The organism is Kluyvera sichuanensis (assembly GCF_040930405.1).
Lineage (GTDB): Bacteria > Pseudomonadota > Gammaproteobacteria > Enterobacterales > Enterobacteriaceae > Kluyvera > Kluyvera sichuanensis.
The window spans coordinates 434,222-450,432 of record NZ_CP162271.1 but is presented as its reverse complement, the minus strand read 5'-3'; the positions used below and the strand labels follow the sequence as shown (position 1 = coordinate 450,432).

15 protein-coding genes are annotated in these 16,211 nt (G+C 54.0%); 2 read left to right on the top strand and 13 right to left on the bottom strand.

The annotated features are described in order from the left end of the window. Positions 1-8: 8 nt before the first annotated feature. The 6 genes from AB2B48_RS02170 to AB2B48_RS02145 all read right to left on the bottom strand — a co-directional run bounded on the left by AB2B48_RS02170 (position 9) and on the right by AB2B48_RS02145 (position 7,207). Positions 9-1,610: an MFS transporter gene (locus AB2B48_RS02170; RefSeq protein WP_220439827.1), complete on the bottom strand. Its 1,602-nt coding sequence runs from the start codon at positions 1,608-1,610 to the stop codon at positions 9-11. Positions 1,611-1,613: 3 nt separating this feature from the next. Then, entirely contained in the window at positions 1,614-2,627 is a 1,014-nt protein-coding gene (gene glsA / locus AB2B48_RS02165) for a glutaminase A (RefSeq protein WP_220439826.1), read from the bottom strand. Between the two features lie 607 nt (positions 2,628-3,234). Beyond that, complete coding sequence (gene dsbG, locus AB2B48_RS02160) at positions 3,235-3,993, bottom strand: thiol:disulfide interchange protein DsbG (RefSeq protein WP_185666753.1); 759 nt, start codon at positions 3,991-3,993, stop codon at positions 3,235-3,237. A gap of 44 nt (positions 3,994-4,037) precedes the next feature. After that, positions 4,038-4,760, bottom strand: a complete 723-nt coding sequence (locus tag AB2B48_RS02155) for a DsbA family protein (protein ID WP_185666519.1) — start codon at positions 4,758-4,760, stop codon at positions 4,038-4,040. A 6-nt stretch (positions 4,761-4,766) separates the two neighbouring features. Further along, positions 4,767-6,797 carry a protein-disulfide reductase DsbD family protein gene (locus AB2B48_RS02150; protein WP_368300670.1) on the bottom strand — a complete coding sequence of 677 codons (2,031 nt, stop codon included), beginning with the start codon at positions 6,795-6,797 and terminating at the stop codon, positions 4,767-4,769. Positions 6,798-6,844: 47 nt separating this feature from the next. Further along, positions 6,845-7,207 (bottom strand): hypothetical protein, encoded by a 363-nt coding sequence (locus tag AB2B48_RS02145; RefSeq protein WP_185666521.1) that lies wholly within the window; start codon positions 7,205-7,207, stop codon positions 6,845-6,847. A gap of 169 nt (positions 7,208-7,376) precedes the next feature. On the opposite strand from AB2B48_RS02145, the gene AB2B48_RS02140 reads away from it, so the two are divergent. After that, positions 7,377-8,303: a hypothetical protein gene (locus AB2B48_RS02140; protein WP_223883139.1), complete on the top strand. Its 927-nt coding sequence runs from the start codon at positions 7,377-7,379 to the stop codon at positions 8,301-8,303. A gap of 42 nt (positions 8,304-8,345) precedes the next feature. On the opposite strand, the gene ansP is transcribed toward AB2B48_RS02140, so the two are convergent. The 3 genes from ansP to AB2B48_RS02125 form a co-directional block, all read right to left on the bottom strand. Continuing rightward, positions 8,346-9,788 (bottom strand): L-asparagine permease, encoded by a 1,443-nt coding sequence (gene ansP / locus AB2B48_RS02135; RefSeq protein WP_185666523.1) that lies wholly within the window; start codon positions 9,786-9,788, stop codon positions 8,346-8,348. A gap of 313 nt (positions 9,789-10,101) precedes the next feature. Further along, positions 10,102-10,701: a transporter gene (locus AB2B48_RS02130; RefSeq protein WP_368300669.1), complete on the bottom strand. Its 600-nt coding sequence runs from the start codon at positions 10,699-10,701 to the stop codon at positions 10,102-10,104. A gap of 270 nt (positions 10,702-10,971) precedes the next feature. After that, positions 10,972-11,553, bottom strand: coding sequence for a nuclear transport factor 2 family protein (locus tag AB2B48_RS02125; protein ID WP_368300668.1), 582 nt, complete (start codon positions 11,551-11,553; stop codon positions 10,972-10,974). Positions 11,554-11,714: 161 nt separating this feature from the next. Here AB2B48_RS02125 and AB2B48_RS02120 point away from each other — a divergent pair, with 161 nt between their 5' ends. Then, positions 11,715-12,059, top strand: a complete 345-nt coding sequence (locus AB2B48_RS02120) for a LysR substrate-binding domain-containing protein (RefSeq protein ID WP_368300667.1) — start codon at positions 11,715-11,717, stop codon at positions 12,057-12,059. A 53-nt stretch (positions 12,060-12,112) separates the two neighbouring features. Here AB2B48_RS02120 and AB2B48_RS02115 read toward each other — a convergent pair whose 3' ends face one another. From AB2B48_RS02115 to AB2B48_RS02100, 4 genes are all read right to left on the bottom strand, one after another. Further along, positions 12,113-12,829, bottom strand: a complete 717-nt coding sequence (locus AB2B48_RS02115; protein ID WP_368300666.1) for a hypothetical protein — start codon at positions 12,827-12,829, stop codon at positions 12,113-12,115. A 520-nt stretch (positions 12,830-13,349) separates the two neighbouring features. Then, positions 13,350-13,748, bottom strand: a complete 399-nt coding sequence (locus tag AB2B48_RS02110; RefSeq protein WP_368300665.1) for a hypothetical protein — start codon at positions 13,746-13,748, stop codon at positions 13,350-13,352. A gap of 266 nt (positions 13,749-14,014) precedes the next feature. After that, positions 14,015-14,404, bottom strand: coding sequence for a tail fiber assembly protein (locus AB2B48_RS02105; RefSeq protein WP_035891288.1), 390 nt, complete (start codon positions 14,402-14,404; stop codon positions 14,015-14,017). Then, positions 14,401-16,203, bottom strand: coding sequence for a hypothetical protein (locus AB2B48_RS02100; RefSeq protein WP_368300664.1), 1,803 nt, complete (start codon positions 16,201-16,203; stop codon positions 14,401-14,403). The genes AB2B48_RS02105 and AB2B48_RS02100 overlap by 4 nt, the downstream gene beginning before the upstream one ends. Positions 16,204-16,211 lie beyond the last annotated feature (8 nt).

Genomic DNA, 16,211 nt, shown 5'->3' with positions numbered 1-16,211 from the left:
AAGTATTGCTACACCGGAATATTGCCCGGCGAGTAGCCCGGCAGTCGGCGAGCCGGGAGAATGGCCAGCGCGGAGATCAGCGCCATGATCAGGATCCCGAGCTTCAGCGCCTTCAGCCTGGACGTCTCGTTGATGTCCATCGCTTCCTGCACCTGCGCAGGCGTCGCCGAGGTATTTTCCAGCACCGTCGCCAGACGCTCGTTGCTGACAAAGTTAATGTTATCCAGATTCACCTCCGCCTGAAGTTCGGCGGTCACCACCGGCGAGGCCACCACGCTTTTCATCACGCTGGCGCTGAGCAGGCCAACCAGCAGCGCGCCCGCAACCGCCGTACCAATGGCGTTTGCCAGATTACTGGTGGTGCCGCGAAGCGCGCCGACGTCGCTTGCCAGCGATTTAGGTGAGGAGCTGACCAGCACGTTGAACACCAGCGTGACCAGCGCCCCCTGCCCCATGCCGAAGACAATCAGCCCCACCATCACCGGCCATTCACTCCAGTTATTGGTGACAACCCAGGAGAGCCAGACCAGCGCCGCGCAGCAGACGATGAACCCCGAGGTGGCAATCTGTTTCGGCGTGAATTTGTCGTACAGCTTAATCACCAACAGCGCGGAGAAGAACACCGACAGGTTGAACGGCAGCATCGCCACGGTGGTCGCCATCGGCGTACGTCCTTGCACAATCTGGATATACAGCGGCACGGTGAAGTTCAGCATCGCCTCCAGCGCCACCACGGCGAACATCACGGTGACGGCGGCTTTCTCAGACGGCGAGTCCATCACTTCCAGCGCAATCAGCGGCGTGCGGCCGCGCTGTTTGATATGACGGTTCCACATCACAAACCCTTGCAGCAGGATAAAGCCCACCACAATCATCACCGGCGCGGGTGACAGGCCGTTCAGAGTAAACGGCGCGGCGGGTTTCGCCATCAGGCCACCCCAGCCGTTCAGGTTATTGAATCCCAGCGAGAGCAGTACAATAGCGCTGGCAGCCAGCAGCAGGCCGACCACATCTATCTGCACGCTGGGGTCGCCTTCGTCTTTACGCAGACGGAAGCTCAGGGCAAAGGTGATAAGCGCCAGGACAATCATCACGGCAAACACCGGGCGCCAGCCGATCCAGGTACCAAAGACGCCGCCAATCAGAAATGCCGCTACGCCTGCACCCGCACGGGCGGATCCAAGTGAGCCGAGTGCCGTCGCCTGCTGTTTACCCTTGTAGTTTTCCGCAATCAGCGCCACCAGCGATGGCACCAGCGCGGCGGCGGTAAGCCCGCAAAGCGCCTGTGCGGCAATCATGGTTTGCACGTTCTGGCTGATAACCATGAAAATCTGCGCGCAGCCAAAGACCAGCACCGACACGCGAAAAACGATGACTGGGCCAAAGCGCTGGCTGAGCTTAGAACCCGCCATCACAAACGCGGCGACGGAGAGCGAGTACATAATAATACCGGTGGCAATATCGGTTGGCGGCACGTTAAAGCTGTTGACCATACCACTAAGCGCGACCGGCAGCGAAGCGACGTTAAATGACATCAGCACCTGGGCCAGCGCGATGGCGATCATTGGCGCCCAGGAGCGTTGCTGTTGTTCTGCGGTTATTGTACTCATCGGTTACTCCTGTGCCGTTAGGCTACGGTTATCGGTATAGGGTTTAGCGACCAGCAGATCCATCCCCAGACAGCGCGATAATGATCGAATAGCTTTCTGCGCTTTAACGCTATTTCCGGCCCCGTCGAGCAGCGGAGAGAAAGCGCTTAACGCACATTTTCCCGGTGAGACGGCAACAATGCCGCCACCGATACCGCTTTTAGCAGGCAGCCCGGTTTCATATAGCCATTCACCGGAGGTTTCATACATTCCCGACGTCAGCATCACGGCGAGGGTATAATGACAGATGGCATTATTAATAATTTTATCTCCGGTTACCGGGTTAATTCCGCCGTCGGCAAGGGTTGCTCCCATTACAGCTAAATCACGGGAATTAATATTCAGGCAGCATTGACGGGTATAGAGTTCGGTGGCCATTTCCGGGTCACATCCGAGGCGTCCGTAGCTATAAAGCAGATGGGCAATTCCGCGATTGCGATAATTACTCTGGCAGGCGGATTGATATATTTCTTCATTTAATGTCAGCTTACGCCCGGCAAATCCACAGAGGCCGTTGTAGATATAGTGCCATTTCTCTTCTTTGGTTTTTCCTGGCGTAAAACTGGTGGTGGCAATGGCACCGGAGTTAACCATCGGGTTCGTCAGTTTTGTGGTCGACTGCTCAATGGCCGATACCGAGTTAAACGGCATCCCGGTACCGTTGACGCCAAGTCGTTCGCGCGCCGCCTGCGGCCCAATGGCCTGGCACACCAGCGCAAAGATAAAGGGCTTGGAGATGCTCATGATGGTGAACTCGGTCTCCACGTCGCCGATGGAGAACTCGTAGCCGTCCACGCCTTTGAGGTAGATGCCAAACAGGTTCGGGTCGACGCGGGTTAACGCCGGATAGACCGTCGAAACGGCACCCTCTTGCTCGGAGCGCAGGGCCGAATAAACGTCCGTAATCAGGCGTTCAATGTGTTCGCCGCTGGGCAGCGATATATTTTGGTTATGGTGGTCCCTGGAATGATATTCCATAAAGACGTTCCTTTATTTTGGCGCACAGCAGAATAACAAAATTTATGATTTAAATTTTGCTGTACGAATAAGCGTATTGAAAGACGCAGCGTGACCTATACGCTAGACAGGGAAAATAACCGTCGAGCGGTAAGGAGAAAAAATAGTAGATGCTGTGAGAAACAGCGGGGGCAATTATGGCGTAGAAGGGGGTTTGGTCTGCAGGTAGCGTTGATTTCGGGTGATGATATACATTTGCTTATCCATAGCATATGACTCATTGGTAATGAATGATTGATGTTTTTCCTTAGAGCGGCGGCATTATAACGTTATTCCCGTTAAAGATTCGCCAGTTGAATGTAAATAAGTGTCATTTGGGATACCAGTTAAATAATATAACCACAAAGTAGTATGTATGAAATAATTAAATAATCTGACAGGGGTAATTTTGGTAAATTACCTGCTTTTATTAGCGCTTAATTGTAGCTATTTTTCCCTGTTCCCTGGTTCCGTGCATTACCCTCACCCCGGCCCTCTCCCTAGAAGGGAGAGGGGGAAAACCAGCGACGCCAATCGGTCCCCTCGCCCCTTTGGGGAGAGGGTTAGGGTGAGGGGGCTACGCGTCATATCAGGGTTTAGGGCCAAACATCGCCTCAAGCTGTTTCTCATCAGGCATCCCCACCACCTGCTGCAGCTCGTTCTTGTCGTTCATATAGTAAATCGCCGGCGTGGCGTTCGCGCCTAAGTCATCCATCATCTTCTGATGCTGTTGCAGCAGATTGAAGGTTTCGCGCGGCGTGACGCCGTCAAAACGCGGCAATTTCTTACCGTTGGACAACTCGTAATCCCGCCAGGCCGCTACCGGATCCGCCGCATTAAGAATGGCCGTCGCGTTGCGCCCGCTTTTCGGGTTCAGGAAGGCCACCAGCAGCGTATTGAGCTGGACGTGACCCGCCTCAACCCACGGCTGCGCCGCCGCCCAGAACGTTTTGCAGTAAGGGCAGAAAGGATCGGCAAACACAAACACCTTTCTCGGCGCGGTATCGGCCCCCTCCTTCAACGCGTGGGCGCTATTGAGCGTTTTCCACATCTCCTGGCCCATCGGCACGTAAATCGCTTCGGTAAAGTAGCCTTCACTCAGGTTTTTGCCTTTGTCGTCATAAAGGTACCCCGATACCACGTGCTTGCCGTCAGGGGTCAGGAACAGGTTCACCCCCATATCCTGATACTTCCCGACCCAGCTTTTCAGCCCGCCGGGAGCCTCCACCTCTTTAATGATGGTGATGTTCTGCTGTTCGCTAAAGCGCTTCACGATATCGGGAAGCGGCGCGCTGGCGTAGGCGAACGCCGGGAGTAGTGCCAGCGACGTTAGGATAATCGATTTCATCATCGTCCCTCTCTGAACGGGGGATCGCTCCCCCGGAAGTGAATTTACTGTTTTTTCAGCGCGTCGCTGACCATAGCATCAAACTGCTCATAAGGAACCCAGCCGGAGAGCATTTCATCGCCAATTAGCGTGGCGGGCGTACCCTGAATACCCAACTGCTGCGCCAGCGCGAGGCTTTTCTTCACCGTCTCAAAGCTCTCGCTGTCCGGTTCATTCACCACCACGCCCGCTTTCTGCTTGGCCTGGGCGATGCTGGCATCGTCGTGATAACCCTTTTTCGCCATCAGCAGGTCGTTAAACTTCATAAATTGCTCCGGGTGAGCACGCCAGACGGTGAGCGCATCCCGGGCCGACGTCACCGAGCTTTCCGAGCGGTAAGGCAGGAATTTGAACACCACGGCAACGTCCGGGTATTTCGCCACGATCTTCTCCAGATAAGGATCAAATTTCTTGCAGTATGGGCAGTTATAGTCGGTAAAGACCACCAGCGTCAGACGCGGTTTCGCCGCCCCGATACGCGGGGAGTTGGGGTCGCGGTAGAGAAAATCGCTGTTCTGCGCGATGACCGATTTCATCTGCTGCTGGCTGGCCTCGGCGCTTTGCTGATCCAGCTTTTCTGCCGCAGCGGCCAGAATTTCCGGGTGTTTAAGCAGCGTCTCCTGCACTAATTCCTGGACGCGAGCCTCCTGGGCTGGCGTAAGCGCTGGCGCGGCAACGGCCTGCAGTGAGGCGGTCATTAAAAGCGTAAACAGAAGCGTGTATTTCATGATTCATTAACCTTTGGCATGTTTCAGGGCGGTGAGCAGCGTTTGTTGGTCCAGCAGCGGCGAGAGGATCTCGCCCTCGGGCTGGCCCGGCCCGTAGATTTCATTGAAGGGGATGGCGTAGCGGTTGCGCTTTTGCAGGAAGGCGGCGATCGATGCGGAAGGCTTGCTCCAGTCACCCCGCAGCGCCACCACATCAGGGGCATTCAGCGCCGCGACGATCTCCGGCTGGTTCAGTACGCGCATTTCATTCACCTTGCAGGTCACGCACCAGTCGGCGGAGATATCCACGAAAACGCGTTTGCCCTGCGCCAGCGCTTGATCAATCGCCGCTTCGCTGAGCGGCTGCCAGCGAATGTCCGCGCTGGCCTCGGTGGACGAGGCTGACGGCGACTGAATCAGCCCACGCAGCTGATAGCCGCCAAGGCCGGTGAGCAAAATCACCGCCAGATAGAACGCCGCGCCGCTGCGCGGGCCGGTGAACAGAACGGCCACCAGCGCCACGATGGCCAGCAGCAGAATCACCATATCGCTGACCCGGTCACCCAAATGCAGGCTCAGCAGCGATGCCAGCCACAGGCTTGAAGCCAGCATCATCAGCGCCAGAATGGTTTTCAGCATCGCCATCCAGCGCCCTGGACGTGGTAATAGCGCAGCGGTTTTTGGCAGCAACGCCACCAACAGCCAGGGAATCGCCATCCCGATGCCAAGCGCGATAAAAATAAGCCAGAGATCCTGAAGCGGAGCCCCCAGCGCAAAGGCCACGGCGGTGCCGAGGAACGGTGCCGAACACGGTGTGGCCAGCAGCGTGGCAAACATCCCCTCGAAGAAACTACCCAGCATTCCGTTGCCACCGGCGGTGGCCATCCTACCGACCATGGACGACGGCAGCAGCACGGCAAAAGTGCCGAACAGGTTCAGCGCGAAGATAAAGGTGACGGCGACCATCAGGCCAATAAACCACGGGTTCTGGAACTGGATCCCCCAGCCCAGCGCCGCACCGGTCAGCTTCAGCACCGTGACCATCGTCGCCAGCAGCGCAAAGGAGACAAGGATCCCGGCGCTGGTTGCGAGGAATCGCAGGCGGATACTGCGCGTATCCGACCCGGCGTGGAGCACCGCGCTCAGCTTCATCCCCATTACCGGCAGGACGCAGGGCATCAGGTTGAGGATAAACCCGCCGAGCAGCGCGAACAGCAACATCTGCATGATACTGACGCTGGCTGCATCGGGCGCATTGGCGGTTTGATCGGCCCCTACTGTCAGGGTGGTTTGCTGGGCTTTTCCGTCGCTGGTGAGGACAAAGGAGAGCGTTTTCCCCGCGAGCGTTGCCGGTTTTTCGCCCCACTCGTCCGTCACCGGCGCACTCACAACCAGCTCCGCACCGTGCATTTTGATACTCGGGTCGCCGGGAATAATGCCGCCGTCCATCGGGTCAAAATAGATTTCCGGGGAACGCCACGTTCCCGCAGTGGTGCCGGTGATCACCAGACGATCGCCCTCAAGGTGCGCCGCAAGATCCTCCGAAATACCCTTTTCCGCCGGGATGGTGCGCATTGCCTGCTCGAACGCGTCCTGGAACTGGCCGTCGACCGGCTGGTTGAAATCAAGATGCAGCGGGTAGTCCGTTAATAAACAGACGTTGCTGCAGGTTGAGAGCGTCAGCGTGCCGTCCAGCACATCCCCCGGATTCCCGGTGATGATCATCGGAATCACCACCCGGTTATGGTAGCCCTGGGTGGTCAGCCCCGAAATATCAAAGCGCGACGGCACCGGCCAGTACCACTGCGCCTTTTCACCGTTTTTCCAGTGAATTTCGGGCGCCACGCCCCCTTCTCCCGGCGATCGCCAGTAGGTTTTCCAGCCGGACTGTAGCTCAACGCTCAGCAAGCCATACAGGCGGTCCTGCCCTCTTTCCGCCTGGAAACGAATCTTAGCGTGGTCATTTTGCGGGGACGTAAGCCACCCGGTATCGGCTGCGTGAGCGGTACCCACGCAGGCCAGCAACAGGAGGAGTAATCCCCTGAAGATATTCAACATGTTTTTTCTCCGTGAATTAAATAATCAATCGTCGTCAGGACGATGATTCATTCACGGAAAACGCAGTTTTTGAGGTGTATGCGAAGCGTGGGCGGCCGTCTGGGCACGTCGCGGAAGACAAACGTACGCACTTCAGCGAATAGCTGAATCAGGGCCAGGAAGATGATAACGGCAGGCAGCGCGCCGTCGAAGAAAATGGGCTGCGCGCACAACAGCGAGTTGGCGCTAAGCTGGCACGGCGAAGGCCCAACCTGGGATTCGTCCGTTGCCGGCGTGGAGAGAGTCTGAACCGGGTTGCCGACCTGCTCAAGAAAATGGTGCAGATAGACCGCCCGCTGCACCAGGCAAAGCGCCATGGCGAGGCAGGTCACTATCAAGAACCCTTTAGCAAGAAGCCGACGATTACGCATAAATTACCAGACGTTTCAGAACAGCCGAATCATAAACAATCCTCAACAATGCGCAAGGCCGCGAGTGTAAGGTTTTGTCTTACTGCGGCGGGATCCTGCTCTATAGTTAATCCATTATCACCCGATTGAGGCTTCACCGACCATGATCGCGGCATTTCCCGGCATGTTCATGCTTCTGCTGACTTCGCTAACCTTCAGCACCGCGCTGCAAGCGGCGGACGGTCAGCGCATTAAGCAGCGGGCCGATGCGGTGCTGACGCTGATGAGCTACATGATTGTGCCGGATATTACCGCCAGCGACCTCAATATCGGCTCGGGCTCCGACGATAAAACCGAGCTGTCGATCACCCAGTTTGGCGGCGGCGCAACGATGGGCGACACGTTTCCGCTTTATCTCGAAGGGGCGATGGGCTACAGCCGCTACGATCCGCAGTTCGTCATCAGCGATGGCGACCAAAGTCGACGTATTCCGACCAAATGGAACAGCCTGACGGCCACCGGCGGTATCGGCTGGGATTTCAGCCTGCACCGCGACCGCTGGGGCGGCAACCTGGTGCTGCGTCCGATTGCCAACGTGATGCTCGGCACGATGGCGAGCGATCTGCGGGTCGGAAAATGGGCGCTGGAACGGCATCGCAACGCCGAGTATGACTTTCTCGACGGCGGCCGGCTCAACGCCTATGGCCTGGGCGGTTCGTTAATGCTCGACTATGAGCTGGTCTCCCCGGCGCAGGATATTGACGTTGAGTTGCGCTACACGGGCATGAATCTGCAAACCTTCGGCAACACCTCCAGCGCCGTTGAGGGCAGTGCCACGGCACAAAACCTCGGGCTTTATCTACGCCGCCGCGCCCCGCTTTTCGACTGGACGCTGCTGAAGAGCCCGGTGCGCTATGTGCTGGAAGGGGCGCATACCGAGTACCTCGGCGAACAGCGCGGCACGTTAGGGTTTGATAGTTTGAGCTCGGTGGGGATTGGGATTGAGATGGACAGCAGTAAGTACCCGGTCTTTATTACCCGCACGCGTCTGGTGGCGCGCTATATGTTTGGCAACGGCACCAGCGGCTATGGCGTGGGGTTAGCCATGAGCTTTTAGCTGCAAAGAAAAAGGCCTGACAACGTCAGGCCTTATCGTAGATTACGGTGCGGTGCTGTGAATTTCCGCTACACGCTTACGAACCCCGAACCATCCGGCCACCAGCAGAATAGCAATCAGCGGCAGCGAGGCTATGGTGTAGGTGCCGTTCGGATAATCGAACGCCATCAGTACCAGCACGCTCAGCAGGAACAGCAGCGTCAACCAGGAGGTAAACGGCGCGCCCGGCAGCTTGAAGTTCACGTCCGCGGCCTTGCCTTCTTTGATGGCCTTACGCAGGCGCAGCTGGCACACCATGATAAACGCCCACGAAGCGATAATGCCCAGCGAAGCAAAGTTCAGCACGATTTCAAAGACCTGAGACGGCACCAGATAGTTCAGGAACACGCCCACCACGTAGACTACCAGCGTCGCCATAATGCCTGCGTACGGCACGTGCTGGCGGCTCATTTTGCTCATAAACTTCGGTGCGGAACCGCCCATCGCCATCGAGCGTAAGATACGCCCGGTACAGTAGAGGCCCGAGTTAAGGCTAGAGAGCGCCGCCGTCAGTACCACGATGTTCATGATACTGCCGATATAAGGCACGCCGAGCTTAGAGAAGAAGGTCACAAACGGACTCTGCCCCGCCTGGTAGGCCGTCCACGGCAGCAGCAGCACCAGCAGCACCACCGAACCCACGTAGAACAGGCCGATACGCCAGATAACGCTGTTGATGGCACGCGGCACCATGGTCTGCGGGTCTTTACACTCGCCCGCCGCGGTGCCGACCAGTTCAATGGAGGCAAAGGCAAATACCACGCCCTGCACCAGCACCAGCGCAGGCAGCAGGCCATGCGGGAAGAAGCCGCCGTTGTCGGTTATCAGATGGAAGCCGGTGGCATTGCCGTCCAGCGGTTTACCGCTGCCCAGATACACGGTCCCGACGACGAGGAACACCACAATCGCCAGCACTTTCACCAGTGCAAACCAGAACTCCATCTCGGCGAACCACTTCACGCCAATCATGTTCATGGTGCCGACAATCGCCAGCGCGCCCAGCGCAAACACCCATTGCGGCACATCACCAAACGCGCCCCAGTAGTGCATATAGAGCGCCACTGCGGTGATATCAACAATGCCGGTCATCGCCCAGTTGACGAAGTACATCCAGCCCGCCACATAGGCGGCCTTTTCGCCGAGAAACTCACGGGCATAGGAGACGAAACTGCCGCTCGACGGGCGGTGTAATACCAGTTCACCCAGCGCGCGAAGAATAAAGAACGAGAAGATGCCGCAAACCAGGTAAACCAGCGCCAGCGCCGGACCTGCCATTTGCAAACGCGCACCTGCGCCGAGGAACAAACCGGTACCGATAGCGCCGCCGATGGCGATCATCTGTACCTGTCGGTTGCCCATCGCCTTGTGGTAACCCTCTTCGTGGGCGTTCAGCCAGCGTCGTTTTGCCGCGCGTTGCTCCGCGGCCTGTGAGTGTTGTGTTTCCATTATTACCCTGTACCTGTCTGATTTATGGAATGCATAAGGTTATCGAATGAATACGGAACGCCTATCCACGACAACCCGCGCAGTTTTTCCCGTCATTCTGCGTAGGGATAAAACTGCCGCGAAGCATCCTACCTGCAATTATTAAGCGGCGCAAAACATACGCTTACTCTTCAGACTTCTTTCGCGCATAAAACGGTGCCCTCTGCGAAAACGCCGGTCACTTGCTCTGGGGTCGTGCTTTCGCCCGGCGACGGGTACGAAAAAGGCCTCCAATAGGAGGCCCGTAAACGCGATGATTTATTGGGTGGAAAATTTAACGGTGGCCTGCTTTCTGCCGACGAAATATTTCTACCGAAGCCGCCAGGCAGAGAATATAGCCGAAGAGTTCCGTCCCCTCTTCCACCATATTTTTCACCTCCCGAACGTAGCCATCCTGTAGCAGGGAGTGCCAGAGCAACGACATACCAAACAGGCGAGAAAACACCAGCGTGGCTAATAATCCCGCGAGCATCATCCCGAAGGCGGGTTGTGCTGTATACAGAGTGAGTTGATGTAATACCCGCTGAGGCTGTCGAAACGCGTAGATAAGCGCCGTAATACTGACCGTCAGTGCAAACCATACCCAACTGCCGTGGTGGATCAGGTCAAAAATGCCGTCGAGTTCGCGGATCAGCATGGCCATAAAGAAGCCGGCAATCAGGGTATTACATTGACGCATATCGGGTTGCTTACGTGCCGCCACGAGGTGGATCAGGACGATAAGCAAGAGGATAGTCTCCTGAACAATCTCGGTGAGCGAGACCTCAGACAGGCTATTTTTGAGAATATTGACATCGATATGCAGGCATAAAATAGCAGCGCCGGTCGCCAGCGATAAAAAGAAGCAGCGTAAAAATAAATTAACTAAAATCATAATAGTCACGGTCTTTTAATAAACAAACAGTTTACATTACTGACCGTAACAGAACTTATCCTTATGTGCCTCAGCGACCATGAAATTTAACAATTATTGCGTTATTCCAGATCAGTAATTAATACCACTTTAGCGCAGTGAATATATTTTAGTATGAGAAATACCTGACAAACATATTAATATCGATATAAAAATATCGGTGTCAGGGCATATTTTTCGCACATTCAGCGCGGCCCGCCTCGGCGACAGTCGCGCATCAACGCTCCAGCCTCAGGCTGCTAGCCAGCGCTGCCCTTCTGCTTTCATTTTCGCTTCCAGCTCGCTGCCGCGTGTGGCGAATACTCGACCAAGCGGGAACCCGCTTTTCTCCAGCAGATAGGCCAACGGGGCATATTCTCGTGGGTAACGGACAACATCACTCTGTGCAATCTCCACCCAGCCCTGCGGGAAGGTAAACGTCCCCATATCGTAAATGCTTTGTCGGTGAAACAGTTTCCAGACCCCATCCCGTTTTTCCGCCAGATCGAAAAAGCGGTTGTGGCATTCACAACCGATATTCAGCTTAACGTTCTCGGCAATAATCACCGCGTTAGTTTCCAGCGTGGCTTTATTCCCGTCGGCGTTGAAGGTGATGCGCGGTAAGGTAATCAGGTGCTTCGTGCGCAGGTCGGACGCCCCCATCCGCATCGACCCATCGACAAAATCACTCGCCAGCCCTTCGAACCAGGTGATCTCAATGGTGCCATCCGGGTGAAACAGATCACGTAGCTGTGCCCATTCACCCAGATCGCGATGGATCCAGCCGTTGACCAGATCATTAAGCTGCTGACGGTCATTATTCTGATTTTGCATGGTGTTCTCTCCGGTAAAGGGTGTGCGCTGAGTGTGCTGGTGAGGGCGCGTAAATTCAAATATATTGATATGACTGATTCATCATTATTAATGATTGAAAGAGCCCACCATGGAACTGCGTCATCTCCGCTATTTTCTGGCCGTTGCCGAAGAAGGCCACTTTGGCCGCTCACGCGAGCATTTTCCCTGAACAGCTCGCCGGGGAAGCGCTTATTCTTTATGAAGCGCACGATATTCATGAACGGCTTTGCCTGCTGCTGCAAGAAAGGCTGGGCGACCAGTTACATATTGCGCAGCGCTCCAGCAGTACGCTAAGCGTACTCGCCATCGCTGCGGCCGGGCTGGGAGTAGCGTTAATTCCGGCCCCACTACAGCAGGTGCACATTCCAGGCCTGACCTATCGTCCCCTGGATGATATTGAACTGAACGCTAATTTGATGCTGGTGTCTCGTACGCAGGAATCGAGTGCTGCGGTAAAGGCGTTTATTCGAGGGGTCACGGGGTAGCGAGAAGCGGAGCCTCAAATGTCATGGGGAGTCCCCTCCCCAGGCTCGTTAGCTTACATACTCTTCGCTGTACCGGTCGAACTGAGTGCAGCAATTAGCTTCGTTTTTTCTGCCGGTGAGTTAATTGTCTTGAAACATTCCGCGATGATTTTTTTAGCGACGGTTTGTGTTAACTCATAATTATTTTTTTCCCAGTCGCCAATCGGTCTTGTACGCTCAGCAGAGAGCAGATCGCTGCTCGAACACGTATGATAATAATCACCGCTCTTTATTGTCGCGGAATAGAAGAAAGTATAATCACTGGTATCTAAGCCTTCGTATAAGAGCTTATATTTATACGGCTGGATGATAATTTCTTTATTGACATTAGAAGGGATATCCGCGCTAGTGAGAAGCTTATCAAGCTCTGGGTTGACGTACTCCATCGTTCTGTTTTGAACGCTACCAACATAGGTGCCTTTGAGCTGGTCTTTACTAAATGTATTGACCTGAGAGCTCCCCCCGCCCAACAACACCGCAGCAAACTGCAGCGTTTTCAACGCGACAACCTTTGCATTATCAGATTTAGCGACAAGATTAAGCGAATTATTCGTGTCTTCGATGACATCGCCATTGATCGCATTTTGCGTCAGAACGTCAATTTTCGAACCATTGCTGAGTTTAACTACTCTGGTATCCACAATCTTTGTTTTCGGCGGTTGGGTAGTTGAACAGGCACTCAGCGCAAGGCCCCCAAAGGCCAACAAGGTCATTTTATATTTATTATCCATCGACAGCACATCCCATAAAAGTCGTTAGCATGATATTAAGATCGGATTATTCTTATCATATTTTGAAATTGCTAGCGGCTTAAACACTTATATTTGGCAGGGGGATGGCCAATGTTTTTTAATAAAATCAGTGCGTCACAAGGAATGAGCCTGAATTAAACTTAAATACGGTTAATAAATTTTAGTTAAGGATGATTTAATAATTCGCGGGGAGCTGCGATGAGGCGAAGTGGGGTACACAAGGTGATAAAACTGTGTTTAAGTAGACGACACATAGCAAAAAGGGCTTGTCTTTCGACAAGCCCTTTTCTAATTTGGCGGAAGCGTAGAGATTCGAACTCTAGAACCCTTTCGGGTCGCCGGTTTTCAAGACCGGAGAGAATGCACAGTAAATCAATAAGTTAGCTTTTATAAGTGGTATATATTGGGTACTTAATACCTATTTTCTTCAATAACTTAGCCACTTTCCCCCAGATAATATACCAACAATTAGGCGCTCACCTTCCAGTAGCATCTAGATCTATAGTCGAGCGCTTTTGCTGCTCACTATTTGTTCCGTGATACCTTTGGATGCAATTTTCAATGCCTGGTTGAACGCAATAACGGTTACAGGCTTACCCTGAAATTTGACCCTGTTAGAATGACTCTGAAAAATATAGATATCATCGGGATATTTTTCTTTGCGCCTCTGTATGAGTTCGCAGATCAGAGGAGGAGCCTCTAACTGAACACTTTTAAATCTCGCCCCCTTTTCGAGATTCAGATATTTTCCGTCAAAGTTTCTATGCTTGAGATTGATAACCTGGCCAACACTAAGTGGCACGAGGTAAAGAAAAACCCATAAATCTGACCATGTATCACTGATATCTTTTAGCTTATGAGATATTAGCGCTATTTCTTTGATGGTGAATTGGCTCATTTTCCAGGCTGCTACTTTTTTGTTCTAAATCCGCAATGACTTATAACATATATTACATCGATTAGTTACATTTCACCCCTATGTCAAATGGTGGGTCGCTTTCAGATATACGTTCCACCATTGCCTCAAAAATTACTTTTCGACTATGACCGATTCAGCATATTGGCGTTTATCAACTCGCGGTGGATATCACCTGGTTTCCCTCAGTGCGAAAGCATGGGGAAAGCCATTATGATGGCGGTTCGGCAGAGTAAAGCGCTGTGGCGTTAATTTTCCGGACGCGGCGGCCACTCAATTTCCGGTGCCGCGTCCAGATCTAGCGCATCAAGTTTCTTCACATACGCCCGCCACAACTTCAGCTTAGCCAGGTCATCATCAGTAATGTCACCCAATTGTAGGTCCAGAACCCATCCGGCCATGATCCGGTTAGCTTCTTCCTTCAACTGCTCACGCAACGCTACAGAATCAGCCACATCATCAGCATGAGTTCTGATATATGGCGCATCAACAACCCACTCACCAGTGAAGCGGTTGTATGTCATTGCCCCCCCGGCAAAACCATCCGCAACGATTGCCGGGTAATTCAGGCCGCCGAACGCCGATGCGCTGGTGCTCCAGTCGCGGTTGTTTTTCTGGCTTACATAGATAGTCTTCATGCTGTGATTTTCCATACAAAAATACGGATTGGGGAAGGTGTTGCATAGGTAACAACCACCGGCGTTGGACCGTTGGTATACCCGCTGACTACTGATGTATCCATGAGTCGATGCTGTGCAATTCGAAAGATTAATCCCTCACCTTCCGAATAAATGCACCTAGCACCTGCAATGTTAGTGCTACTAAAATACTGCCATTGCAGTGTTACCCATTTTTGCGTATCAGCACGGAATGCCTGTACATCACAGAATACCGGCGTGTTATTCCCAAAAGGATTTTCAATTAGTTGCCCTGTATTCATTGCAGGGGTGCCATCAAGAGCGATGACAGCAAAATCGATACGAGAATTGGTGGCGATAATTTTTGCCAACAGTTCGGCATCACCAGCCGCTATCTGCGTAGCCAGTGCAAGAGCGTCAATGCTGCCACCATTTGTTGCTTTAGCGGCGTAGCGAACTGTCCAGCACCCCATGTGGCGGTTAGGACGAACTTCGGTAACGCCGTCCTGGTACATAGCCTCGTCAAGGCTTGCATCAAAGATCAACGGAACGCCAACATTAGATGACCCAACGTTCATGGATTGCGTTGGCGCACCAGTGTCCGCGCGATCACCTGCTTTAATCGCCCCCTTATAAATCGATGATGTTGTTAGCATCCCGGTCGTACTGTAAAAACGCTCAACTTCACCGGTAATGTTAGGCAACGCCGAATCGCCCATCTTTCCGCAGTTCGCTGCATCACCGCCATCACCGACTTTAACCGGAATCTTTAAAGACCCTGGCTGAACGCCGTTATCATCCGGCAGGCGCATTTTCCCTGGCGATGACTCCAGCACATAGCAACCGCGGTTAAGCGGATCCGCCTGCCATTCTGCTTCGGTACATGTCGGCAGCTTTCCGGCCAGCGCTTTTGCATACAGATCCGCAAAGATGCCGGTCTGGTCAACTTCCTGCCCGTCACGTGGCGCTGTGCCTGGCTCCAGCGCGGTGCGCATTTCCTGCCAGCCCACTTGGCCCAGGAAGCCAGGCAGCAAATCAGCGATTTCGGATTTGGAAAAGACTTCCAGCGTGGCACGCGCCGCAGGGATATCGGCGAGATCAGACAAGTGTTGATCGACGTGTAGCAAGTTTTGTGGGTTAACCTGCGATGCATCATGTGCCGCGTTGGTTGCCGCCTGTTCTGCCGCCGCTTGTGCTGTCTCAGACTTACCTTGTGCCGTCTCTGATTTCTTCTGCGCCGCCTCCGATTTTCCCTGCGCTAATTCTGCGGCTTTTTGCGCGGCTTCTGCTTCAGTCCTGGCCTGAACGATGATCGGCTTGTCAGTCGCTACCTGTTGCGCGTCTGTGTGGATCTGCGCCGCCGTCTCTGACAGGTCGTCTGGGTCCAATGCCGTCAACAGGTCGTTAATCTTGCGCCATGAATACCCGTTCAGTGTCGTACCATCTGGCAGGAGGACCGTCACGATATCAGGAGAGGAGAACACAGCTTGCCAGTTGATGGCATTCTCGTTCGCTACGCGTAGCGCTTCTGTTACCTGCTTATTAAGCTCCGCAGTCACACGTAGCATCGTTTTACGCGGGACGGCCTGCCATGCCACGCCGGTGGTTGTAGGCCCGGTGAACGGCAGGGATAACACCAGTGCTGTATCGCTCGTTACAGAATCAACCGCCAGCGAATGCACCGTACCGCCAACGGTGGCAATAATGAAATCGGCAGCAGTCAGATCCGTGGTAAACGCGGTGCCCGTGCCGGTTACGGCTGTGCTGCCATTAGTGAGCTTTAAAGTGCCTGCTGACATAAAAGCCT

Excerpts from the sequence above, each read along its gene's own strand:
- ansP (WP_185666523.1), bottom strand. The coding sequence starts at position 9,788 with ATGGAAACACAACACTCACAGGCCGCGGAGCAACGCGCGGCAAAACGA.
- glsA (WP_220439826.1), bottom strand. The coding sequence starts at position 2,627 with ATGGAATATCATTCCAGGGACCACCATAACCAAAATATATCGCTGCCC.
- AB2B48_RS02125 (WP_368300668.1), bottom strand. The coding sequence starts at position 11,553 with ATGCAAAATCAGAATAATGACCGTCAGCAGCTTAATGATCTGGTCAAC.
- AB2B48_RS02155 (WP_185666519.1), bottom strand. The coding sequence starts at position 4,760 with ATGAAATACACGCTTCTGTTTACGCTTTTAATGACCGCCTCACTGCAG.
- AB2B48_RS02140 (WP_223883139.1), top strand. The coding sequence starts at position 7,377 with ATGCTTCTGCTGACTTCGCTAACCTTCAGCACCGCGCTGCAAGCGGCG.
- AB2B48_RS02170 (WP_220439827.1), bottom strand. The coding sequence starts at position 1,610 with ATGAGTACAATAACCGCAGAACAACAGCAACGCTCCTGGGCGCCAATG.
- AB2B48_RS02110 (WP_368300665.1), bottom strand. The coding sequence starts at position 13,748 with ATGAGCCAATTCACCATCAAAGAAATAGCGCTAATATCTCATAAGCTA.
- AB2B48_RS02130 (WP_368300669.1), bottom strand. The coding sequence starts at position 10,701 with ATGATTTTAGTTAATTTATTTTTACGCTGCTTCTTTTTATCGCTGGCG.
- AB2B48_RS02150 (WP_368300670.1), bottom strand. The coding sequence starts at position 6,797 with ATGTTGAATATCTTCAGGGGATTACTCCTCCTGTTGCTGGCCTGCGTG.
- AB2B48_RS02145 (WP_185666521.1), bottom strand. The coding sequence starts at position 7,207 with ATGCGTAATCGTCGGCTTCTTGCTAAAGGGTTCTTGATAGTGACCTGC.
- dsbG (WP_185666753.1), bottom strand. The coding sequence starts at position 3,993 with ATGAAATCGATTATCCTAACGTCGCTGGCACTACTCCCGGCGTTCGCC.
- AB2B48_RS02105 (WP_035891288.1), bottom strand. The coding sequence starts at position 14,404 with ATGAAGACTATCTATGTAAGCCAGAAAAACAACCGCGACTGGAGCACC.
- AB2B48_RS02100 (WP_368300664.1), bottom strand. The coding sequence starts at position 16,203 with ATGTCAGCAGGCACTTTAAAGCTCACTAATGGCAGCACAGCCGTAACC.
- AB2B48_RS02115 (WP_368300666.1), bottom strand. The coding sequence starts at position 12,829 with ATGGATAATAAATATAAAATGACCTTGTTGGCCTTTGGGGGCCTTGCG.